General features: G+C 64.0%; 19 protein-coding genes and 1 tRNA gene. 7 read left to right on the top strand and 13 right to left on the bottom strand.

Annotation, left to right across the window (positions count from 1 at the left end; genetic code table 11):
• Positions 1-298: 298 nt before the first annotated feature.
• The 8 genes from ACXJMY_RS17760 to ACXJMY_RS17725 form a co-directional block, all read right to left on the bottom strand.
• A complete protein-coding gene (locus tag ACXJMY_RS17760) occupies positions 299-475 on the bottom strand; it encodes a hypothetical protein (RefSeq protein ID WP_167771117.1) in 177 nt (58 codons plus the stop codon).
• Positions 476-916: 441 nt separating this feature from the next.
• Positions 917-1,186, bottom strand: coding sequence for a hypothetical protein (locus ACXJMY_RS17755; RefSeq protein WP_456620627.1), 270 nt, complete (start codon positions 1,184-1,186; stop codon positions 917-919).
• 368 nt (positions 1,187-1,554) lie between these two features.
• Positions 1,555-4,392 carry a DUF927 domain-containing protein gene (locus ACXJMY_RS17750; RefSeq protein WP_456620626.1) on the bottom strand — a complete coding sequence of 946 codons (2,838 nt, stop codon included), beginning with the start codon at positions 4,390-4,392 and terminating at the stop codon, positions 1,555-1,557.
• 2 nt (positions 4,393-4,394) lie between these two features.
• Positions 4,395-4,622, bottom strand: coding sequence for a hypothetical protein (locus ACXJMY_RS17745; protein WP_456620625.1), 228 nt, complete (start codon positions 4,620-4,622; stop codon positions 4,395-4,397).
• Positions 4,619-4,900: a winged helix domain-containing protein gene (locus tag ACXJMY_RS17740; protein ID WP_456620624.1), complete on the bottom strand. Its 282-nt coding sequence runs from the start codon at positions 4,898-4,900 to the stop codon at positions 4,619-4,621. Before ACXJMY_RS17740 ends, ACXJMY_RS17745 begins: the two co-directional genes overlap by 4 nt.
• Before the next feature lie 267 nt (positions 4,901-5,167).
• On the bottom strand, positions 5,168-5,392 hold the full coding sequence (locus ACXJMY_RS17735; RefSeq protein ID WP_456620623.1) for a helix-turn-helix domain-containing protein: 225 nt from the start codon (positions 5,390-5,392) through the stop codon (positions 5,168-5,170).
• Positions 5,393-5,539: 147 nt separating this feature from the next.
• A complete protein-coding gene (locus ACXJMY_RS17730; RefSeq protein ID WP_456620622.1) occupies positions 5,540-6,322 on the bottom strand; it encodes a hypothetical protein in 783 nt (260 codons plus the stop codon).
• 78 nt (positions 6,323-6,400) lie between these two features.
• Positions 6,401-7,651 (bottom strand): tyrosine-type recombinase/integrase, encoded by a 1,251-nt coding sequence (locus tag ACXJMY_RS17725; protein WP_456620621.1) that lies wholly within the window; start codon positions 7,649-7,651, stop codon positions 6,401-6,403.
• Positions 7,652-7,863: 212 nt separating this feature from the next.
• Here ACXJMY_RS17725 and ACXJMY_RS17720 point away from each other — a divergent pair, with 212 nt between their 5' ends.
• Both ACXJMY_RS17720 and ACXJMY_RS17715 read left to right on the top strand, forming a co-directional pair.
• Positions 7,864-8,766, top strand: coding sequence for a hypothetical protein (locus ACXJMY_RS17720; RefSeq protein WP_456620620.1), 903 nt, complete (start codon positions 7,864-7,866; stop codon positions 8,764-8,766).
• A gap of 27 nt (positions 8,767-8,793) precedes the next feature.
• Positions 8,794-8,861 (top strand) — tRNA-Arg (locus ACXJMY_RS17715).
• A 12-nt stretch (positions 8,862-8,873) separates the two neighbouring features.
• Here the strand turns inward: ACXJMY_RS17715 and ACXJMY_RS17710 are convergent.
• Positions 8,874-9,191 carry a cupin domain-containing protein gene (locus ACXJMY_RS17710; RefSeq protein ID WP_456620619.1) on the bottom strand — a complete coding sequence of 106 codons (318 nt, stop codon included), beginning with the start codon at positions 9,189-9,191 and terminating at the stop codon, positions 8,874-8,876.
• Positions 9,191-10,441, bottom strand: a complete 1,251-nt coding sequence (locus tag ACXJMY_RS17705) for an MFS transporter (protein WP_456620618.1) — start codon at positions 10,439-10,441, stop codon at positions 9,191-9,193. The genes ACXJMY_RS17710 and ACXJMY_RS17705 overlap by 1 nt, the downstream gene beginning before the upstream one ends.
• Here ACXJMY_RS17705 and ACXJMY_RS17700 point away from each other — a divergent pair.
• Positions 10,430-11,173 (top strand): TetR/AcrR family transcriptional regulator, encoded by a 744-nt coding sequence (locus ACXJMY_RS17700; RefSeq protein WP_456620617.1) that lies wholly within the window; start codon positions 10,430-10,432, stop codon positions 11,171-11,173. The two genes, ACXJMY_RS17705 and ACXJMY_RS17700, sit on opposite strands and share 12 nt — an antisense overlap.
• Positions 11,174-11,185: 12 nt before the next feature.
• On the opposite strand, the gene ACXJMY_RS17695 is transcribed toward ACXJMY_RS17700, so the two are convergent.
• Positions 11,186-11,962 (bottom strand): IclR family transcriptional regulator, encoded by a 777-nt coding sequence (locus tag ACXJMY_RS17695; RefSeq protein ID WP_456620616.1) that lies wholly within the window; start codon positions 11,960-11,962, stop codon positions 11,186-11,188.
• 167 nt (positions 11,963-12,129) lie between these two features.
• Between ACXJMY_RS17695 and ACXJMY_RS17690 the strand changes: the two genes are divergently transcribed.
• From ACXJMY_RS17690 to ACXJMY_RS17680, 3 genes are read left to right on the top strand one after another with little or no spacing between them, the layout of a single operon-like run.
• Positions 12,130-12,921: an enoyl-CoA hydratase/isomerase family protein gene (locus ACXJMY_RS17690; protein ID WP_456620615.1), complete on the top strand. Its 792-nt coding sequence runs from the start codon at positions 12,130-12,132 to the stop codon at positions 12,919-12,921.
• 3 nt (positions 12,922-12,924) lie between these two features.
• Positions 12,925-15,012: an acetate--CoA ligase family protein gene (locus ACXJMY_RS17685; RefSeq protein WP_456620614.1), complete on the top strand. Its 2,088-nt coding sequence runs from the start codon at positions 12,925-12,927 to the stop codon at positions 15,010-15,012.
• 22 nt (positions 15,013-15,034) lie between these two features.
• A complete protein-coding gene (locus ACXJMY_RS17680; RefSeq protein WP_456620613.1) occupies positions 15,035-16,069 on the top strand; it encodes a tripartite tricarboxylate transporter substrate binding protein in 1,035 nt (344 codons plus the stop codon).
• A 27-nt stretch (positions 16,070-16,096) separates the two neighbouring features.
• Here the strand turns inward: ACXJMY_RS17680 and ACXJMY_RS17675 are convergent, their stop codons facing one another.
• Positions 16,097-18,391: an MHYT domain-containing protein gene (locus ACXJMY_RS17675; protein WP_456620612.1), complete on the bottom strand. Its 2,295-nt coding sequence runs from the start codon at positions 18,389-18,391 to the stop codon at positions 16,097-16,099.
• 411 nt (positions 18,392-18,802) lie between these two features.
• On the opposite strand from ACXJMY_RS17675, the gene ACXJMY_RS17670 reads away from it, so the two are divergent.
• Positions 18,803-20,122 carry an aminotransferase class V-fold PLP-dependent enzyme gene (locus ACXJMY_RS17670; RefSeq protein ID WP_456620611.1) on the top strand — a complete coding sequence of 440 codons (1,320 nt, stop codon included), beginning with the start codon at positions 18,803-18,805 and terminating at the stop codon, positions 20,120-20,122.
• Positions 20,123-20,182: 60 nt separating this feature from the next.
• Here the strand turns inward: ACXJMY_RS17670 and ACXJMY_RS17665 are convergent, their stop codons facing one another.
• Complete coding sequence (locus ACXJMY_RS17665; RefSeq protein ID WP_456620610.1) at positions 20,183-21,259, bottom strand: M48 family metallopeptidase; 1,077 nt, start codon at positions 21,257-21,259, stop codon at positions 20,183-20,185.
• Positions 21,260-21,278: the final 19 nt, after the last annotated feature.

Genomic DNA, 21,278 nt, shown 5'->3' with positions numbered 1-21,278 from the left:
CCTGCGTGGCGGCCCGACCATCGCTTAACCTGTCACTGCTTCATGCAGCGAGCACCCGTGGTTGTTCTACACAACAGAGCCGAGAACGCAACTGTGATGTCTCCAATGGGTCAATCGCGTCGGTTTGGCGATCAGCCGCGCACTTCCGGTCCTCCTCGATGAGCGGACATCGTCAGCGTCGGTGGACAGACAGCCGCCGCACAAAAGAGAACAGCCGCCCGAAGGCGGCTAGTCGTTCTCTCCGATGAAAGGAACTTGGAAGCAACTCTACCAGCCGCCGGTGATCAAGCGAACGTTGTCACGCAGCGAGCCAATGTCCCTTGTGAATATCGAACTTTACGACGCCGTCGTCACGCATCTTCAACAGGAGCGATTGGCAGTCGTCCTGATGCTTTATGTTCACGCGCTTCATGATTTCGAAAGCCTTCAGAGGCTTTTCGCGAAGCGCAATTAGAATCTTTTCTCGATCAGTCATTGGGGTTCCTTGCATCGGCATCGGCGACGGTACGCGTTGTACAGATCGTCTGCAACGGGTGCGTTCGCTTGACGAGGTCCGTTCCGGCTCACGGGCGGTCTTCGCGAATCTGCCGGCGCATGTCCGCTCTGCCCCCGCTTGCAGAAGGTTTTGGCGCAGGCAAGCCGAACCGTTCAAAGTACTGAGCAACTGCCGGGCTCGAATGGTCGCCGGAATGGTAGGCCGCGAGCGCCACTATTTCGCCGTCCAGGAACATCGCCAGAGCAACTTGGCTAACGACCCAAACGCCGCCTCCGACACGACGCCCAAGGCCATGCTGAGGGCACCAGTTCCGGATCGTTGTTTCTGACTTTCCAGCCCTCTTAGCTGCCGCAGCTAAGCTAATCCCCTCACGAGGATCGTAGGGCGTGAGGACCTTCAAATGGGAATGCTCTGGTGCCCTCATGCGAGCACCTTTGTGAGCAGGACTGCGTCGGATGCGTGATGGCGTCGGTATGTAAGATGAGCGCCGGTTTGCCGATGGATCGATGCCGACGAGGCCGTGATGAACGGCACGACGCCACCCTGGATCAGGAACAGAAACCCCATCACATCGAAGCGCGCGGCGGGCGCGAGCGGGTGAACCCCGTACAGATCAAGCGCCGTCCAACCCATCGCATGCGCCGCGTGCCCCCACCGAGACAGGAAGTTTCCGGCGTCACCGAGGAGCATGTCCCACCGCTCCGGGCTCATCCAATCGGGGCAAGTTCGCCGCTCCAGATCCCCCAAGATTGCATGCCATTCTGCTGGCGCACCGCCTCTCTCGCCGTCATCCTCGCCCCCTGCAAAATTAGTGGTCCCACTGGTCCCAGTGGTCCCACCCTTGTTAAGTGATTGATCCGCGGAAGATTTGCCGGGACCACTCACTGCGCCGTGATGGGACCAGTCAAAATCAACTGGTCCCACCTTCGTTTCGCGACTGGTCCCAGCTTTTTCCTTTTCAATGAATAGCTTGCTTGGGGTGGGACCAGTGGGACCACTGGGACCAGTATTTTTCAGAAGGTCGAGCACGTGAGAGGTGAAGTCCGGAAAGCTATGCGTCATTCGCCGTCCTCCAGGAGCTGCGAGACGATGTGGTAGAGGCGCAATTGACCATGCCCAGGAACGCGAACATGCTTCGCGCGGCGCGCTGGATCGGGCGCATCCATGTAGCCTTTGGTCGCCATGGTGGCCGCGAGCCGGCGAGCGTCGAGGCCGCGGCAAATCTCCTCCTTCCATGCCGTGGTCGTGACGAAGTAGTCCCAGCCGTCTCCGACCTTCTGGCGATAGCCGGCCACGTCGCGCGGGTGGATGCGCGTGTCTCGCTCTTCCTCCCAGGCGGGAATGAAGCGGGCCATGCCGTTGGCGAGCAGGAATGAACGGACCTGCTCGAGGCCGTCATGGACCTCTGCCGCGTCGTGTCCGCCGCGTGCAGCCAGCCAGTCGTTGAAGCACCTCCCGGCTGCTGCGATGGCCTCGCCCGGCTTCCACGGCACAATGCCGCGCTGCTGAGCGAGCTCGCCGCCAACCGCGACCAGCGCGAAGCGCTGAGCCACGCGTTCGATTTGGCCGTCCGCCCCTCGCGGAACAAACTGACTGCTGAAAGCAGCCATGATCGGCGCAATCTGCCGGCGGAGATCCTCTATCGCGGGAACGATCGATCCCAAGTAATGCCGGACGGCAACGCCATAGTGCTGCTGCGTCGCGGTCCGTAGATGTCGGGCAAGTGCTTCCGCTGTCTCGAAGCCGTGTAGGTTCTCGAACATACCCATCCCGGCGCCGGCATCGGCCGCGATATCGACGATGCGAACTTGCTGGCCGGCCGCTATCCGTTTCCCGCGCCCGTCCTCTGCAACCTTATCGGCAAGCCCAATTTCTCCAGAGGACAAGAACAAGACACGCCACTTTGCCGCTCGGCGCGCCGATCCGTCGCGGGTGCTGCGCGACTTGCCGGACCCGTTGGCGAGCATATAGGCGGCTTCGCCGGCATCCTTCGCCGCGAGCTGCGAGAGCTCGTCCAGGCAAAGAAGCGTATCCGAATGGCTGAGCGCAACACCCTCCAACCCGTTGGCTGTTGCGCGCCACGATCGAACGAAGCCATTTGCATCCCCACCGCCCCAAACACTTCCCGCGACATGCAGCGCGGTGCTCTTGCCCGTTGAAGACGCCCCCTTGAAATGAAGGCCGCCGCCTTCGGACGAGCACGGGCCCACCAGCGGCCCTGCGAATGCCGCGGAGATGGCGAGCACCAGGCGGCTGTTGCCGCTGGCGTAGCGAGCTACATTTTGTTGCCAGCTCTCGAGCGTGCCGCCCTGCCGGAACGAATGCTCGTGCGCCGTGACGCTCTGCAACAGCAACTGGTCGCGCTTGTCGTTCGCAAAGCAGTCATCCGGCAGGACGAAGGAATTGCTGTGCCACCCCACTCGCTGAGTTGCCCTTGCCCGATTGGGGCTGCGGACCTGGAGCAGGAACGAGTTGAAGAGACCACGCGCCGTTTGGCTGGGGGCGATGAAAAACCCACCCTCCATAAGCGCGCGGCGGGCTTCCGAGCCGTCGCCTGCGAGCGTGGCACGCGGCAGCGCAAATTGGTGCTCGCGGTCGTCGTGGTCCTTCCAACGCAGCAGCACGCCCCAGTTGGAGCCGTCGCCGTCCCGCGTTTCGGCAACAATGTCGAAGTGGCCTGCGATCAAAATTGCGGGCTTGTCCAGGTCGTCGGGATTCTGCCACATCAAGCCCCGGTCGGAGAACGAGTAACCAATAGGCAACTGCTTCTTCTGCTCAGCGCGACCCGCGATGTGCTCCTCGTGCGGTTCCTCGCTGGCACCGCACTCCGCAGCGCTCGGCCTCTCTTCCGGGGCTGGCTCTTCGACCTTCCAATAAGGGGCCGCCTCAATCAACGCTGCCAGGTCCGCGCTGGTCTTGCCGGCGAGCCAGTCCGACACGTCGCCGCCCTTGGGCGTGTCCGGGAAGTGCAGAATACGGACGCTTGCGGCTACACCATGGGCCAGGGCCGCCTTCTCTTCGGCATGCTTCCGGCCAGCCTCATCGTTGTCGGCCAGGATGACGAGGTGGCGCCCACGCACATACTCCGCGCAGCCCATTGGCAATCCATCGCCAGTCCCGCCGAACGTGAAAGCGCTGAATGACGCTTTCGCTAAAGTGTCCACGTCCTTTTCGCCTTCCGGCCAAAGCAACGGCGCATCACCGCTGAAGGGATCGGCACCGACGAAGTAGGGCACGTTTTCAAAGCCCTCTGGCTTGCGATACTGCCAACCTGTCCGTCCATCAGTGTCCGTCACCCGAAACACGTTGAAAGCGTTGCCGTCCTTGCGGAGGATCTTCAGCCGGACGGGGACGCCGCCCCGGCAATAGCTGTGCCGGCGCTTTTCGTCGTCGCGGACGCGCGGGCCTTCGTCACCGGCCACGACGAAGCGCGGCTTGCCATCCTGATCCGGTTGAGTGCGAGGTGGGAACGAGGGTGGAGCAGTACGCGCGTCGCGCGGTTCGGCCGCAACCTTATCCGTCTTGCTCGGCGCCGACCGCATGTTGCCGGTCAGGGTTGACGATCCCTCGGCCGGCTTCACGTTCAATAGGCTTTGAAGGTCGCGCGCCGCGTCAAGCTTGGACTTGCCCTCCAGATACGCGACGAGGTCGATAGCATCGCCGCCCTTGTCTCCCGTTGCGAAGTCACTCCAAACTCCGGTCTTCATGTTGACCTTGAAGCTACCGGGGCGACCATCAGCGCGCGTCGGGTTACGCGAGACCCATTCCCCTGCGGATCGATAGCCGCCAGGCAGCAACTTCGGAACGATGACTTCCAAGGCGCTGAGAGCCGCCGAGCTCACCGCACTAAAATCCACGCGCTCAGGACGAGCGAAGGCGTTGTTGATGGCGCCCATTTTCAAAACTTTCCTTTGAATTTTTCGGGAAATGTCTCGCTAACCGGCTCTGTCTTGCGTGCATCGTCGATCGCCTGCGCGGCGTCGGAGGACGATGAAAAGACACCAGGCACTTCACGGCCTGACGGCAGCGTTGCGGAAAAGCGTTTGCGCCCGAGTTCATGAATAAAGCCGAGCACTTCACGACCACAGCAAACGGTCAACGTTCTCACGATTAGGGGAGGGCTCATGACTTGCCCTCCACCGGAATAACCTCAACCGCGGTCTCGAGCCGATACCGGCCATGATTGCCAGGAAAGTCACCCTTGTGGGCCTCATAGTCCGTCGAGATATTCAGACCGGCTCGGCGCAGTTTGTAGACGTAGTGGCTCCAGCGGGGCGCCGGATGGTCGATGGTGGTGAGGCCTCGTGGCCCGGCATTGACGAGATGGCGAAGCGTCCAGGCCTCGCGACCGGCGAAGGTTTGCAGGGAGCCGTCAGGCAGCTTGATCTTGATCCTATCAGTCATCGCTCGGCTGCCCCTCCGATGCCGGCGAGGGCAGCAATCAAGTCAGCATGGCCGGGTGGAACTGGATATCTGGAAAGCAGGTATTGCCCGGCTTTGGTTGCCGGCCCGCGAACTACGGCCGTGCGCCAGTCAAAGAGCGGGAGGCCGGAAAGGTCTTGGATTGGGTGGAGCAAATTGCTATGTGTTTGCACGTTAAGCCTCTCAAGGCCCGGTGCTCGCTGTCCTGCCAGGAAAAGCCGAGCTGCCGGGCTTTCTTTTGGGTGGGATTCAGGCGGCGGTTGCTTCGCGGCCGATGGCCGGTAGCTCTCGAAGCCAACGCCTCAGCTCGCTTGCCTCGAACAGAGTTCGCTTCCCGTCCTTGCGGGCGGTCAGTTCTTTGTCCCTGAGGGCTTTGTAGATGCGCGTGCGACTGCGCCCCGTGGCGGCGGCGGCCTCCTCGGGGGTGTAGGCGAGCTTTGAGATTTGCTCGTGCTGATCGGTATCGGTCGGCATGGTGCGTCCTGTTTTTCAACAGCGCCACCGCGGTATCGCGGGGCACGCACCGAAACTGACTGCTTCGTTGATTCCGCGGAAGCTGGCGGCGTCTGACAAGCCTTAGCTGCGTCAGAGAACGTTGTGACAAGGCTCTGGCTTGTCATTCTACTTTCTGAGTGCCCGTCTCACCATGCGTTCGAATGCCTGCGCAGATTGATCAGCGTCTGGTTCAATCCCGGCGGCCTTGAAGGCCGCCTCAACTTCAGACCGAATGTTTTTCGCGATGAAAGATACCGGCTTGCCCTTCAGCGAAGCACGCTTTCCAAGAGCTTCTGCGATGATGCCGGATCGTTCAGTGGCCATCGCTTTAGCGGTATTCGCACCTTTCTGACGCGCCTCAGCAGCGTTCTTCGCCTGGATCAATCGAGCGTGGTTACCTTCGAGCTCCAGTCTCAACCAGTACCAAGCATCGCAGAGCGCATAGACTGATTTGAAAAGCTCTGGCATGCCGTCAACAAAGCGGTCGTAGACTTCGTCTGGGATTTGGTCCTTCTCCGCGCCCTCTACATGCGAGACCAAACTTGTGACGATTGCTCTTTGGTTGATGAGGAATTGAGCCGCGAGCGTCACCGGGGAGAACGCTCCGTACTTGTGGATGATAGCCGCCAACCAGCTTCCTAAAGCGTGGCTATCCCTCGTCTCCTGATCATTAGCGGTAGAAGACTTGGCATCTTCCAACACCTGATCGAAGCTTTGTACTCCAACGCGAGCTAAGATCCTCTGAGCAGCGCCGATGAGAAACCGAGCCTTCTTTGCAGGTTCGTCATCGGAAAAGGCAGCCGCTTCACCGTCAAATTTCAGTTCTCGCAGCCCGCGTTTTTTCTCATAAACCCTTTTGCCTTCCGAGGTCTGCCGCAGCGCGCGCGTGTGATCTACAGTCTTGCTCATGTGTTATCCCTCCGCTGGGGACAGACCGCATGGTGACGACACGGCAGGCCGGTGCGGACCGGCTTTTCGGGAGCTACCCTAGCCGTGCCGGTTCTTCGGCGTCTCCGCCAAAACTCTAGCTATCTCCCGAGCATATCGGTTGAAGGCCGCGCGCTTCTCTTTGTGGCGCTCATACATGTCATAGTGAACCGAGCCCACGTCGCGCGGCTTGTGATTTAAGCAAGCGTCTCGATCCTCTTTCTTGATCCCGAGAGCGGACATTCTGGTTTCGACCGTGCGCCGCAGGTCGTGAGGCGACGGCGGATCTTCAATCCACTTGCCGTCCATTGTCTTTGCAAGCCGGGCCATGGCGACGGTTAGGGCATGCCCGCTGATCGGCTTTGACCTGTCCTTGGACCTGGGAGAGGGGAATAGGACCGACGACCCAGCCGGAAGGATGGCGATAGCTTCTTTCACCACATCCAGAGCCAAGGGCGAGAGCGGCAAAAAGAAATCGCGCTTGTTTTTCACCCGTTCGGCAGGGATCGTCCACCCGGCGGCTTTCGCCTGGTTGAGGTGCGAGAACTCCGCGAGAGCGGCGCCGGCCACCTCAGTAGCGCGCCCCGCGGTCAGAAGCGCTAGTCGGAGAGCCAAGCCGGTTCGGCGGGATATCGGTTTTTCGATCGCTCCCCGCCAGAACGTGCGCAGCTCGTCGTCGTCTAGCACTCGTTTGCCGGTCTTCTCCGCACCGCGCTTCTTCAGCCGCGACATGGGGTTGTCTTCCCCCAGGTCACAATCGACCGCGAAAGAGAAGATTTTCGATATCAGGGAGTGAACGCGGTTGGCGGCGGTCGGGGTGCCGGCCGCAACAATGCCTTCCAGAAGCTCGATGCAGTCCGCGCGCCGGATCTTCCGATAGTCGCGCTTTCTCCACTTCGGTAGTACGTGCTTATCAAGGTTGCGCCGGTCCTCGTCCACGGACCTGGGGCGCTTGTGCCGCTCCGCGTGCTCGACCATGTAGCGCTCAGCGAGCACGGAAAACTCACGCGAGCCCGCGTCCGCCCTTGCCGCTCGCTTCGCCTCGATGGGGTTGACGCCGCCCGCAACTTGCCTGCGCATGTCCTCCGCATCAGACCGGGCCTTGGCCAAGCCGATGTCGGGATAGTTGCCCAGGGTGGCGCGCAGAGTGCGCCTAGTGAGCGGATCACGGAACCGAAACCCCCATGATGAAGCACCGCCCTTTGTCACGCGCAGCACAAGGCCGGCACAGCGCATGTCCGCAACCTCGAGCCTGCCCTCAGCCGGAGGTTCGATGGCCCGGCAGAACGCATCCGTCAGCAGCTTTTTCATGCGCCCCCGCGGGGACGCAATGGGGACACAGAATTGCGGGATGCAGCGGGACTGACCAGAACGGAGCGGGACATTTCGCGAGAATAAACGGAGAACTGGCCCCTTTCAACCGTCCCGTTGCGTCCCCCACTGATTTGAGCATCAGACTACGAATCTGAGGGTCGGACGTTCGAATCGTTCCGGGCGCGCCATTTGCGGTAGTAAGTCGTCCAATGCGTGCTATCGATCGTCTGCTCTCCCGCCTCGTCCTGTTCCTTGCAATCGCAGCCGTCCCGGTGCTTCCCGTGCGCGCGGCCGAAACCTGCCCGTTCATCAGTGCCCAGGAGCTCGCCGGCGCGATGCCGGCGCTCAAATGGTCACTGATTTCAAATCAGGACGGCCGCGGCTGCATCTACCAGGGCGGGCGCGGCGACACGATGATGTTGACCGTGTTCCGCAATCCCGACAAGGACCGCGCCAGGGAATTGTACGCGACCTTCGTCAAGACGCTTGGCGAGCGCATGCCGCTTAACGCAGTCGCGGGGATCGGCGACGAAGGCCAGGGCGGAACGAGCGCCACCGGCGCGCAGCGCCAGGAGGCCTCGGTCGTCGCCCTGTCCGGCGATTACGTTCTGCAGATCAGCGTCTATCCGATCGGCCGGCGTACCGACGACGCGCTGCTCGGGCCGCTCGCCGAAGCCGCGCGCGTTGCCATCGCCAACGTGAGCAAGAGCAGCGAGCGGTTCGGTAATTGCGAGTGGCTCACGGCCGCGGATGCAGACGGCTTTCTCGACAAGGGCACGCTGACGGTCCAGCGGACCGGCGCGGGCAGCTGCATGATGTTCGATCGCGAGGCCAACACCATGACCGTCGCGGTGATCGCGATCTCGCGCGACACCGTCATCAGCATGATGAAGCGCACGGGCCCGTGCCAACATGTGGCGATACCCGAGCTCGGCAGTGAAGCGTTCGGCGAGCATTCCTGCACCAAGGGCAACGGCAACGCCGTCAACATCTATGTCTGGAAGAACGGCAGGCAGGCTTCGATCCTGTTCGCGCCGGTCAAGCCGCATCCTGAGTCCGGCTCGGTCGAGCGCCTGAAGGCGGTCGCCGGGCGCGTCTATGGAAAATTGTAACGGCGCCGCGTGACATGGCCGGCGCATGCGCCCGCAGCTCAGCTGGATAGAGCATCAGACTACGAAGCTGAGGGGCGGACGCTCCGGGCGCGCCATTTCCAAACTGGCTAGACGGAGCGCAGGATGCGGTCGACCACCAGCAGCGTGGCCCGCCCCGCGACGCGCGCGCGATGGCGCGTGCCCGCAGTAACCACGAACAGCTGGCCCGCGCTGAGCGCGTGCGTTCCATGCTCGGTATCGAGGCATACGGTGCCGGACATGACGTAGAAGAGTTCGTCGCTGTGTTCGTGAACGTGCCAGTCGGCGGCAATGTCCTGCATGACGCGGCAGCGCACCGCGTTACCGTTCACGCTCGCCACATCGAGGCTCTTCCATGCGATCGTGACGCCGTCATGCACAGAGGTGAGATCACACGGAGATTGCATCATCGTGCTCTGAGGGTTGGAGTCGCGCCTGGTGCAGCGGTGACACGCGGCACCGCCAGCGCCGAGATAATCTGCACGGCGCCCGCGATGAGTCCCAGCCCGACCCCGAGACGCCAGGCGAGGTCATAGGATCCCAGCGCGTCGTACAGAACGCCGCCGCCATAGGCACCGAGAAAGCTGCCCAGCTGGTGGCTCATGAAGGCCAGCCCCTGCACCATGGCCTGCCAGCGCAGCCCAAACATCTCCACAACGGACCCGGCAATCAGCGGGCCGACACCGAGCCACAGAAAGCCCATCATCGCAGCAAACAGCAGTGTGGAGGTCGGTGTTGGCGGGCCGATGAAGTACCATGCGAGCACGAGCGAGCGCGTCGTATAGATCAGGCCGAGCAATAGCCGCTTCGACCAGCGGCCACCGGCCCAGCCGAAGAACACGCTGCCGAACACGTTGAAGATTCCGATCAGGCCGAGGGCTTCCGCGCTCAGCATCGGGTCCATGCCGCAGATCTGAAGATAGGACGGCAGGTGCGTGGTGATGAACAAGAGCTGCATGCCGCAGACGAAGTAGGACCCTGCCATGATCAGGAACGAACCGCGGCCGAGGGCCGTGCACAGTGCGGCGGTTACGCTGACCTCGCCGATGTCGCCGGCCGGCGCTGCAGGCACCGCGATGCGGTCGGCGCGCGAGGCGAACCATGCCGACGGTATGAGCCCGAGGGCCAGCACCAACAGTGCCAGGACGCCGATGCGCCAGCCGTGGGCGGCCGTGACGTTCTGCGCGAGCGGCGCGGAGGCGAGCGCTCCCAGCGACCCGGCCCCGGTGATCAGCCCCAGCACGAGGCTACGAATTCCTGGCGGAACGGCGCGAGCCGATACGGCGAGCGCCATCGCGGAGGCGGTGCAGGCGAGCGAGGTGCCGATCAGGATGCCGGCGCCGATCACGACTCCCGGCAGGCCGTGCGCAGTTGCCATCACGGCCAGCCCCGCGATGTAGATGACCGCACCGGTCAGCAGGATCGGGCGGAAACGGAAGCGTGCGGCAAGCGCGCCGACGACGGGCTGCAGCAGCCCCCAAGCGAGATTCTGAACTGCCAGCGCAAGCGTGAAATCCGAAACCGTCAGCGCGATGTCGCCGGTGACCGGCTGCACGAACAGGCCAAAACTCTGGCGAATGCCCATGCTGAGGCTGAGCATCACGGCGGCGCCGAACAGGATCGGAAGATGGGGGCGGAGTGGCTCTTGTTCGGCCATGAGGCTCTCCTTCCGCAAGGGCAATACTTGATTACACAGGTCTGTGTAATTATTGTCAGGGCTGTCGTCAAGGAAAATTACACAGGTCTGTGCACCATGAAGCGCGCCGAGGGCAGGACCGCAATGCAGGAACGCATCCTCGATACGGCTGACCGGCTGTTCTACGGCCAGGGCATCCGCGCGACCGGAGTCGACACGATTGCCGACGAGATCGGGATCAGCAAACGCACGCTGTACAATTACTTTCCGTCGAAGGACGAGTTGATCGTCGCCTATCTGGAGCGGCGCCTGCGGCCGCGGCCACCGAGCGAGCAGCCTCCGGCCGAGCAGATCCTCGGCGATTTCGAGCGGCTGGAGAGCGTGTTCGCAGACCGCGGCTTTCGCGGCTGTCCGTTCGTCAACGCGGTGGCAGAACTGAAAGAGCCCGGTCACGCCGCGAATCGCATTGCATTGGGCTTCAAGGAGCAGCGGCGCATCTGGTTCCGCGATCTCTTGATGCGGCTGAAGGTCACCGATCCGGAGACGCTGTCGCTACAGCTCGTGCTCCTTGTCGACGGCGCGATCGCGGCGGCGCTCGTGCGCGGCGACCCGGCGGTGGCACGCGCCGCCCGCGCGGCCGCCCGCGTGTTGCTTGCCGCAGCAGGGGTCGATCCTCCGGACAGCGCGGCGCGCCATTCCGGCTCCGGTCATGCCGCAGCCTTGCCGTCATTGAAGATTCCCGTGCAGGACTGATTCCGATCGGCTTCAGCGGTTTGCCAGCGCCTCCTTGCACTTGGCCGCAAAGGCGTTGAGATACGCGCCCATCTCGCTCGCCAGCGCCTCGGATCGATCGACATTCTGCAGGCTCATGTTGAGTGCGTAGACCGGAAGTCCCTCCAGCACGATGGGCGTTGCGACGGCAAGAACGGCAGGCTGCCACGATACCGCGCAATAGCCGTCACGCTCGACAGCGCTGATCGATCGCCTGACGTCGGCGAGCAGCGCCTTCGTGGCCGCAGCGCTGCGCCGTCTGAACAGTCTCAGCAACCGCTCGCGCTCGGCCCCGGCAATGCCGGCCAGGTACGCGCGACCGAGCGACGTCAGCTCCATCGGCACCTGCTGGCCGGCGACCACGTTGCGCAGCGCCGCGCGGGGGCTATAGCGGATCGATTCGAGATAGACCATCATGGTTCTATCAGCGGTCGCGAGCCCCACGTTGAGCCGGCGTTTCGCCGACTCGGCCCGCATCATCGCTCCGATCGCGTTGAGCACGGGTGATCCCGTCCGCATCGCATGACCAACACTGATGACCGACGCGGCAAGGCGGTAGGTCCGCTCAGCGCGGACTTCGTCGAGCATCCCGGAATTGACCAGCGTTCGTGTCAGCCGGCTGACCGTCGATCGCGGCAATCCGGTTCGCTCCGCAATCTCGCCGTTGCCGAGCGTGTCGACGCCGGGCCGGAAAGCCCTGAGGATCTCGATGCCCCTTTCGAGCGACCGGTTGCCGTCAACCCCGCCCGCATATCTGCGCGCCTGCGCCATATCCGGCCTCCCAAAGGCATTTCCACTAAGTGGAATTAAGGGGATGTTCCGCAAGGTGCAAGCCGCTATAGCCGGGAAGAAGAATGCCCGGCCGCGCACGGCTCGACCAGGAAGCGGCACGGCGTGAAAGCGGCATTCGGGAGCCGACTCCAACCACGGAGCTTGCCATGTCCTATCAGCTCATCGAATTTTCCGTCGAAGCCGGTGTCGCGACAATCGCATTCAACCGGCCGGAACGGCGCAACGCCATGAGCGACGACATGCGCGCCGAGTTCGTCAGTGCGCTCGAAGCCGTCGCCCGGGACAAGGCGATCAAGGCCCTGGTGCTGACCGGGCGCGGCAACGCCTTCTGCGCCGGCGGCGATATCAGCGGCATGAAGCGCCGGCTCGAGGCGCCGCGGGGCGAAGTCGCATTCAACGGATGGAGCCGTCAGCAGGGCGTGCACCATGTGCAGTCGTTCCTGCTCGGCCTGCCGAAACCAACCATCGCCGCCGTCAACGGCGCCGCGGCCGGCCTCGGTGCGGACACCGCGCTTGCCTGCGACTTCGTCATGGGAACGGAACGATCGAAATTCACCTGGTCCTACATCAAGCGAGGCCTGATACCCGACGGCGGCGGCCTGTATTTCCTGCCTCGCCGGGTCGGGCTTTCGAAGGCAAAGGAACTGATCTTCACCGGGCGCATGGTCGAGGCCGACGAAGCGCTCTCGCTCGGCATCGTCGATCGCAAGGTGGCTTCGACCGAGCTGCTGCCGGCCGCGCAGGCCTGGGCGGCCGAACTGGCACAGGGGTCTCCCACCGCGCTCGCTCTGGGCAAGAAGATCCTGAACGAGACCTTCGAGCATTCCGCGCATGATATTTTCAGTCTCGGCAGCCAGGCGCAGGCCATCTGCTACACTAGCGCGGAGCATCGTGACGCTGTGACAGCGTTCCTCGCGCAATCCTCGTCGAAGGATTGAGCGATGGATGCCATCGAACGCCTGATCCGACCACGTAGCGTCGCAATCATCGGCGCTTCAGCAGACCCGAGCAAGACGTCAGGGCGACCGGTCTCCTATCTCCAGAAACACGGCTTTGCGGGTGAGATCTATCCCGTCAATCCGAAGGTCGCGGACATCGGCGGTCTGGCCTGCTACGTCGACGTCGCTTCGCTGCCTGATGTGCCTGATGTCGGCATTGTCCTGCTCGGCGCGGAGCGCGCGCACATCGCGGTGCGCGAATTGTCCGAACGGGGCGCTGCCGCGGCGATCGTTCTTGCCAGCGGCTTCACCGAAACCGGGGCGGAAGGCGCCGAGCGCCAGAAGCAGCTCATGGAGGCCGCCGGATCCATGCGCCTGCTCGGGCCGAACACAATCGGCCTCGTCAATCTCACCGACAATATCGTGCTGTCGGCATCCGGCGCGCTGGCGATGGATCACTTCCCGACGGGCGCGATCGGACTGGTCTCGCAAAGCGGCGGTATTCTCGGCGCCTTGTTGTCGCGCGCCGCCGCGCGCGGCGTAGGGCTGTCGAAGCTGGTGTCAACCAGCAACGAAGCCGATCTCGAGCTCGCTGATTTCATCGACTTCCTTGCCGACGACAATGCGACCAGGGTCATTGCGCTTTACATCGAGGCGATCCGCAATCCGGCTCGCTTTCGCGAGGCGGTCCTCAAGGCGCGGCGCGCCGGCAAGCCCGTCGTCGCCTTCAAGATCGGGCGATCGGAGGCGGGCGCCAAGGCGGCCGTCTCGCACACGGGAGCGCTCGCGGGCTCCGACCGCATGTACGACGCCTTGTTCAGGCAGCTCGGCGTGATCCGCGCCAAGACGTTCGATGATTTGCTCGACATTCCCGCAGCCCTTGCGGCGGAACGGAAGCTGTCCGGCAAGCGTGTGGCGATCCTCACCTCCACCGGTGGCGCCGGCACGATCGTTTCGGACAGTCTCGGCGTCGCCGGCTTTGCAACACCTGCCCCCGACGCGGAAACGGCCGCGCAACTGCGCGCCTTGCAGTCGGGATCGCACGCCGCGCTCGATCGCAATCCGATCGATGTGACCCTGGCCGGCCTGCAGCCGGATCTGCTTCGCGCCGCAATCCGCATCCTGCTCGCAAGTCCCTCCTACGATGCGCTGACCCTCATCGTCGGCTCGTCGGCGGTGGGATCGCCGACCCTGATGGCCGATGCCATCCACGACTGCCTGCCGATGAGCGACAAGCCCGTCATTGCCTATGTCAGTCCCTACGCGCCCGACGTGGTCTCCGTCCTCACCCGGCGAGGCGTCCCGGCCTATACGTCCGCCGAAAGCTGTGCCGCCGCGCTCGACGGGCTCTTGCAGGCCGGACTGCCGGAACAGGTCCAGACATCCGGCTCGACCGCGATGACGGCCGATATCAGCGACTTCCCGGCGGGATCGCTGGATGAGGCACAGGCCAAGGCGCTGTTCGTCCATTTCGGCGTGCCGATCGTAGCGGAGAAGGTGGTCGCAACATCAGCCGAAGCGGAACAGGCGGCGCGCGACCTCGGTGGCCGGGTTGTGCTCAAGATTCTCTCGCGCGAGATCGCGCACAAGAGCGACGTCGGCGGCGTCGCGGTCAACCTGACCGCTGATACGATCGGTGACCGCCTGACGGTGATGGCGGAGGAGGTCGAAGCCAGGGCCGGGAAGCGATCCGAACGGTTCCTGGTTCAGGAGATGATCTCGGGCGGCGTCGAAATCATTCTCGGGATGCATCGCGATCCCCTGGGAACCGCGATCCTTCTCGGAATGGGCGGCGTCACCGCCGAATTGCTCAAGGACACGACGATGCGTCTGCTTCCACCGGACGGCGGCCTTGGTCTGTCCGAAGCCCGCGCGATGGTGCGCGACCTTGTCACGTGGCCGTTGCTGGACGGTTTTCGGGGCCGGCCGAAATGCGATGTCGAAGCGCTCGCAGGGACGATCGTCGCTTTCTCGCGCATGGTTGCGCAACTCGGCGACCGCCTGGCCGAGGCTGAAATCAATCCGGTCTTAGTGCTGCCGGCGGGCCAGGGCGTGAAGGCAGCAGACGGATTGGTTGTTCTCAATGTCTGAACAAAATCGGATGGAGCTCCAGATGGCCATTGGCGAAATCATCAATCATGACGGCGCTCGCAGGAAGGGTTTCGTCATGCGGCGCCGGCTGAGTCTCGCCGTCCTCGCCTGTGCCGTCGTGCCGGTGGTCGCGGGGCTTGGCATGGCGCCGGCGCGCGCCGAATATCCCGACAAGATCATCAAGATCGTGGTGCCTTTCGCGGCCGGTGGCGGGACCGACATCATCGCGCGAACCACGGCGCAGGAGATCCAGACGGACCTCGGTAAATCCGTCATCATCGAGAACAAGCCGGGCGCCGGGACCATCATCGGAACCCAGACGGTCGCCAACAGCGAGCCCGACGGCTATTCGCTGCTGATGGCGACCTTCGCGCACGCGGTCAACCCGAGCCTGTACAACAAGCTGCCGTTCGATCCGCACAAGGATTTCGCGGCGGTCTCGCTGATCGCGCGATCCTTCAATATCGTCGTCGTCAACCCCGCATCGAAGATCAACTCGATCTCCGATCTGATCACTGAAGCCAAGGCCAATCCGGGCAAGCTCAATTTCGGAACGTTCGGCACCGGCACCTCGGCTCATCTCGCGGGCGAGCTGTTTAATGCGATGGCGAAGGTCAAGATGACGGCGGTGCCCTACAAGGGCGCGGCGCCTGCGATCAGCGATCTCCTGGGTGGGCAGATCGACGTGATGTTCACCACCGTAGCAAGCGCGGCCTCGCTGGTGGCTGCGGGCCAGCTCCGGGCATTGGCGGTTACGTCCGCCGAGCGTTCGACAGCGTTTCCGCAATTGCCGACCGTCGCCGAGGCGGGGGTGCCCGGCTATGCCGCCGAGTCGTGGTACGGATTGTACGCTCCGGCCAAGACACCCGCTCCCGTGATCGCACGCCTGAATCAGGCCGTCGCGAAGGCCGTTCAGTCCGGTGGTTTCAAGCAACTCGAGGCCAACGAAGGCCTCATCATGGTGGGGGGCTCCCCGGAACAGCTCGATCGCTATGTCGGGCAGGAGGAGGACCGCTGGCGCAAGCTGGTCAAGGACGCGAACATCGAGGTGCAATAAGCTTTCGTGCATTGACCCACCGGCCGTTCAAGCGCTCTTCGGCCGAAACGCGACGATGGATCCGGTTGGCTCGTCTTCGCCCATCGCCGCCTCGATCGCCTTCGCAAGCGCGGCCTGGTCGAATGGCTTTGCCAGGCGCGGCAGGTTGGATCGCGTGTCGCTCGGAAGGTCAGCGTATCCCGTGCTCAGGAGGATGACCGTCTCGGGGCGCTCCGCGGCGACAGCGCTGGCCAGCTGCAGTCCGGTCATGCCGGGCATCGCATAGTCGGTCACGACCAGGTCAACAGCGCGCGTGCGGCGGAGCAGGGCCAGCGCCTCCTCGCCCGAGCGCGCCTCGACCACCGTGTGCCCGAGATCCTCCAGCATCACTGCCGTGTTCTCGAGCACCAGGAGGTCGTCGTCGACGACGAGCACGGCAAGCTGCCGGCTGGCCCGGGCTGCGGGTGCCGGAGCCTCCGTGCGCCGCTCGGGCACTGCGGCCTCCTCGGCGATCGGCAGCCAGATGTCGGCCGTCGTGCCCTCGCCGGGACGGCTCTTCAAGACCAGCCGGCCGCCGGACTGCTCGGCAAGTCCGTGGACCATCGACAGACCGAGCCCGGTGCCCTTGCCGACGCCCTTGGTCGTGAAGAACGGCTCCTGAGCGTGCTTGAGGATCTCATCGTCCATGCCGCAGCCGGTGTCGCTCACCGAGAGCGCGACATAGCAGCTGGCCGGAAGGCCGCCATCGTCCCGTTCCTCGCGCGCGGCGATGGTGATCAGGCCGCCGTCCGGCATCGCATCACGCGCGTTGACCGCCAGGTTGAGGACGGCGAGTTCGAGCTGGTTCGCGTCGACCTTCACCTTCGGCAGGTCCATCGGAAACAACGTCTCGACGCGAATTCCGGCTTCGAATTTCAACAGCGGCGCCATGCCATGCACCAGCTCGCGGACATCGACGACCTCCGGCCTGAGATCCTGCTTGCGCGCGAAAGCGAGCATGCGCTGGGTCAGGGAGGCGCCCCGCTGCGCGCCTTGCATCGCGTTGTCCACCAGGCGCTGGATCCTCGGATCGCCCGACGGCAGGCGCTTCTTCAGGAGCTCGAGGCTGCCGAGAACGGCCGCGAGCAGGTTGTTGAAATCGTGGGCCACGCCGCCGGTAAGCTGGCCGATGGTCTCCATCTTCTGCGACATCGACAGCGCTTCGCGCGCCCGATCCAGCGCTTCCTGCGCCCGTCTCCTTTCGCTGACGTCGCGCACGATGTTCGCAAAGCCCGCGATTGCGCCGCTTTCGTTCCGTACCGCGACGATCGTTGCCTCCGCCCAGAAGCGGCTGCCGTCCTTGCGCATGCGCCAGCCTTCTATGGCGGACTTGCCCTCCCGCTCGGCTGCAACGAGCGCACGCGCGGGCGCTCCGGCCGCGCAATCTTCCTCGGTATGAAAAATGGTGTAGCTCGTGCCGACGATGTCATCGCCATAGCCCATCAGCCGGCGCGCGCCGAGATTCCAGTTGCCCACGCGCCCATCCGAATCGAGCATGAAGATCGCGTGGTCGACGATTCCCTCCACAAGGAGCCGGAAACGTTCTTCGCTGCGTCTCAGTGCGTCGGCCTCGCGCTGGGCGCGCTCCGCGGAAGCCCTGTCATAGACGGCAGCGGCGATCCCGATGCTCAGGATCATGATGGTGATGCCGGCGAGCAGGAATGCGAGCGGCGCCTGACCGACGCCGAGATGTCCTGCCTGCCGCGCCATGGTGCCGGTCGGCAGGAACATGGCGCCTTCCATCGCGGCGTAGTGCATGCCGGAGATCGCAAGGCCCATCACCAATCCCGCGAACAGCCGCTGGACCGCGTTGGTGTTGCGGAAGGCGAGCCAGAGCGCCACGACCGAGGCGCTGATCGCGATCAGGATCGAGACCACCACCCATCGGGGATCGTACGCGATGAGGGCCGCCATCCGCATCGCGGCCATGCCGGTATAGTGCATGCCGGAGATACCAAGTCCCATCGCGAAGCCGGATGCGAGCAGCGCCTGCGGGCGTCGTCCGACGACGGCAAAGGCGGCAGCGGCGACGACAATCGGAATGACAAGCGAGAGCAGAGTCAGGAAGGGATCGTACGAGATCTCGATTCCAGGCAGGCTGAAGGCCAGCATGCCGACGAAATGCATGGACCAGATGCCGCCGCCCATGGCGATCGCAGCGGCGACCAGCCAGGACCTTCGGGCCCTTCCCGAAGCAGCCCGCATTCGGGTCGCCAGGTCCAATGCCGTATAAGAGGCGAGTGCCGCGATCAAAATCGATAGCGCGACCAGAACGGGATCGTGAAAAGCCGTATGGTGGTGCATGTCGGCCGACGCTAGCCGAACTGACGTTCGCGTTCGCGGTCCCGCAAATTGTCCTCCCTCCGACGACGCCGAAATCGTCCTCGGCACCAAGATTGTTCCCGCCAGACATGGCCGCGCCGATGACGGCCGCGGCGTCCGCACCCTTCGTCGGACGAGAATCAGTTGAGAATTGTACCGGCGAGAGGCCTGCACCGCAAAGGTGGCAGCCGGTCGGCCGGTTCCCGCAAAAGGTGCACCCGCCTTCGAGCCGAATCCATTCGACGATTTGCCCGTCGCAAGCTCGACGATCTCAGCGCCGGGGTGATCGGCGGGGCAACGGCCGCCGGGTAACTGATCATCAAACTGTCATCGCTCCGTCATTCGCGCTCAACTGATCGCTGTTCCCTTCGCCGCGCATCGTGGAGGGCTGATATGCATCTGACTGAGACAATTTCGTCCGACCGCCGGTCGATCCTGAAGGGCCTCGCGGCTGCGGCCGTCACGTCCCTGGCGGCGCCGGCATTTGCCGCCGACGGCCTGCCGGCGCAGCCGACCGGATCGGCGGCCGCAATCGCCGCCGACAAGGCCTATTGGACGACGGTGAAGGGCCTCTATGCCGTGACGCCTGATGTCGTCAATCTGGAGAACGGCTTTTGGGGCATCATGGCCGAGCCGGTGAGGCGCGAGTTCATCCGCCAGTCCGACATGGTCAATTATCAGAATTCCTATTATGCGCGGCAGCGCGCGGGGGCGGATTTCGAGGCCGTGCGGGCCAAAGTGGCGCAGGCGGTCGGCGCGGCGCCCGAGGAGATCGCGCTGACCCGCGGCGCGACCGAAGCGCTGCAGCTCCTCATCGGCGGCTACAACAGGCTGAAGCCCGGCGACGGCGTGCTCTACGCCGACCTCGACTACGATTCGATGCAGTATGCGATGAACGCGCTTAGGGCGCGCCGCGGTGTCGACGTGGTCAAGTTCGATGTGCCGGAGCCGGCCACCCGCGAGAGCGTGCTCGACGCCTATGCCCGCGCCCTCGAGGCGAATCCGAAGACCAGGCTCCTCCTCCTGACCCATGTCAGCCATCGCACCGGCCTCGTCATGCCGGTCGCCGAGATCGCGCGCATGGCGAGGGCGAAAGGCGTCGACACCATCCTCGACGCCGCCCATTCCTGGGGGCAGATCGACTTCAGGGTGGGCGAGCTCGAGGTCGATTTCGCAGGCTTCAACCTGCACAAATGGATCGGCGCGCCGGTCGGCGTGGGCTTCCTCTACATCAAGAAGGACCGCCTCGCCGACATCGACCGCGACATGGGCGATGAGGATTTCCCGGAAAGTGACATCCGCTCGCGGGTCCACACCGGCACGGTCAATTTCGCGACGGTGCTGACGGTGCCCGCGGCCGTGGCGCTCCATCAGCAGATCGGCGCGGCGGCGAAGCAGGCCCGCCTGCGGTACCTGCGCGACTATTGGGTCAGCCGCGTGCGTGGGTTCAAGGATATCGAGATCCTGACGCCGGACGAGCCCGGCCTGTATGGGGCGCTCACATCCTTCCGCCTTGCCGGCAAGACCAGCAAGGCCGACAACGACGCCACCGTGGCGAAGCTCAGGGATGGCCACAAGATCCTGACCGTGCGCCGGGCCGGCGTCGCCAAGGGCCAGTGCATCCGCGTGACGCCGGCGCTCTACACCGAGGAGTCCGATCTCGATCGCCTCGTCGAGGCGCTCGCCGTCATCACGGGGACGAAGACGGGGTGAACCCGGGCGCGGCGGCGCACGGGCTATCGCGGCAACGCTACGGTTCAGTGGTGGCGGCGCTCACCTGCCGACGCTGACCCAGGCCTGCGCCTTCTTCCGCCATTCCTCGTCGAAGCGAGCGATGATGTCCTTTGCCGCATCCCGCGACAAAAGCTGGTCGATGGCGGACGTCCTGACTTCGTCGATGTCAGGAATGCCGGTGTATCCGAGATTGGCAAGCCGCGTGGCAAAAGGCGGATGCGTCGCGTCCGGATCGTGCTCGCGCGTCAGGCCGGCGACGGCGGCAGCGGCCATCGGCTCCGGCGCCCTGATGTCACCAAGCTGCTCCAAGACGCGCTCGAAGGGAGGGCGCGGTGCATTGATCGCGCCCAGCACTTCCTTCTCCAGAGGAGCGTAGACGAGATCGGTGAGACGCGTTCCGCACCCTTCCGTCAGCACCAGGGCGCGCGCCGCTTCGGCACGTCCAACCTGCTCGGCTGCGCCGAGATCGGCGTAAAGCTCGTTCTCCCGCGACAGCGCGCGATATTCCTTCTCGAGCCATTCGAGCATGGAGTGGAGCAGGGCCCGGGCAATGCGTCCGGTGATGGTGTGGTCCGGATCGGCGTAGAACAGGACGTTCTCGGAAGCCGCGATGAAATCCGCAAGGTTGATGCTTCCCGAAGTGTGTCGAAGCCGGGCATGCGCAACCTCATGGGCGATGATCGCGCGAACGGCGCGCTCGTCCAGGACGATCAGCAGCGGCAGGCCGACGGTCATCGTGATCTGCCGCCCGAACAGCCCGGCATATCGGCTGACCTCGCCGATCGATGCGTTGAAATCGGTGTCGATCCGCAAGCTGCGGTTCGATCGGACAAAGCCTGGGTCGAGATCCTTCCACGCCGCCCAGAGACCCGGGGCGGCCTCCTCGCTCGCCTCGAAACTCCGATGCTTTCGCGAGGGCAGGAGCAGCAGGCCAATTGCGACCGCCACCGCGGCCGTGAATAGCGAGAATACGATCGGTGCCGTCGCCAGCGTCGTGATCGTGTAGCGATCCATCGCCATCAGCCAGACGGCCAGAATCACACAGGCCAGCGCCACGACCGGAAGAACGGCGTAGCGGCCAAGACGCAGGATGATTTTCAGAACAAGGCGTCGCATCCGTGCTTCGACGGTGGAA

It is taken from the genome of Bradyrhizobium sp. P5_C12 (assembly GCF_054049735.1).
Note: the sequence above shows the minus strand (reverse complement) of the source record. Positions and strands in the feature narration are given on the sequence as shown.

What these genes read in the sequence shown, in the direction of transcription:
- ACXJMY_RS17675 (WP_456620612.1), bottom strand. Translation starts at nt 18,391, where the DNA reads ATGCACCACCATACGGCTTTTCACGATCCCGTTCTGGTCGCGCTATCG.
- ACXJMY_RS17725 (WP_456620621.1), bottom strand. Translation starts at nt 7,651, where the DNA reads ATGAAAAAGCTGCTGACGGATGCGTTCTGCCGGGCCATCGAACCTCCG.
- ACXJMY_RS17760 (WP_167771117.1), bottom strand. Translation starts at nt 475, where the DNA reads ATGACTGATCGAGAAAAGATTCTAATTGCGCTTCGCGAAAAGCCTCTG.
- ACXJMY_RS17730 (WP_456620622.1), bottom strand. Translation starts at nt 6,322, where the DNA reads ATGAGCAAGACTGTAGATCACACGCGCGCGCTGCGGCAGACCTCGGAA.
- ACXJMY_RS17710 (WP_456620619.1), bottom strand. Translation starts at nt 9,191, where the DNA reads ATGCAATCTCCGTGTGATCTCACCTCTGTGCATGACGGCGTCACGATC.
- ACXJMY_RS17705 (WP_456620618.1), bottom strand. Translation starts at nt 10,441, where the DNA reads ATGGCCGAACAAGAGCCACTCCGCCCCCATCTTCCGATCCTGTTCGGC.
- ACXJMY_RS17745 (WP_456620625.1), bottom strand. Translation starts at nt 4,622, where the DNA reads ATGAGCCCTCCCCTAATCGTGAGAACGTTGACCGTTTGCTGTGGTCGT.
- ACXJMY_RS17680 (WP_456620613.1), top strand. Translation starts at nt 15,035, where the DNA reads ATGGCCATTGGCGAAATCATCAATCATGACGGCGCTCGCAGGAAGGGT.
- ACXJMY_RS17695 (WP_456620616.1), bottom strand. Translation starts at nt 11,962, where the DNA reads ATGGCGCAGGCGCGCAGATATGCGGGCGGGGTTGACGGCAACCGGTCG.
- ACXJMY_RS17685 (WP_456620614.1), top strand. Translation starts at nt 12,925, where the DNA reads ATGGATGCCATCGAACGCCTGATCCGACCACGTAGCGTCGCAATCATC.
- ACXJMY_RS17740 (WP_456620624.1), bottom strand. Translation starts at nt 4,900, where the DNA reads ATGACTGATAGGATCAAGATCAAGCTGCCTGACGGCTCCCTGCAAACC.
- ACXJMY_RS17755 (WP_456620627.1), bottom strand. Translation starts at nt 1,186, where the DNA reads ATGCTCCTCGGTGACGCCGGAAACTTCCTGTCTCGGTGGGGGCACGCG.
- ACXJMY_RS17735 (WP_456620623.1), bottom strand. Translation starts at nt 5,392, where the DNA reads ATGCCGACCGATACCGATCAGCACGAGCAAATCTCAAAGCTCGCCTAC.
- ACXJMY_RS17720 (WP_456620620.1), top strand. Translation starts at nt 7,864, where the DNA reads ATGCGTGCTATCGATCGTCTGCTCTCCCGCCTCGTCCTGTTCCTTGCA.
- ACXJMY_RS17690 (WP_456620615.1), top strand. Translation starts at nt 12,130, where the DNA reads ATGTCCTATCAGCTCATCGAATTTTCCGTCGAAGCCGGTGTCGCGACA.
- ACXJMY_RS17670 (WP_456620611.1), top strand. Translation starts at nt 18,803, where the DNA reads ATGCATCTGACTGAGACAATTTCGTCCGACCGCCGGTCGATCCTGAAG.
- ACXJMY_RS17750 (WP_456620626.1), bottom strand. Translation starts at nt 4,392, where the DNA reads ATGGGCGCCATCAACAACGCCTTCGCTCGTCCTGAGCGCGTGGATTTT.
- ACXJMY_RS17665 (WP_456620610.1), bottom strand. Translation starts at nt 21,259, where the DNA reads ATGCGACGCCTTGTTCTGAAAATCATCCTGCGTCTTGGCCGCTACGCC.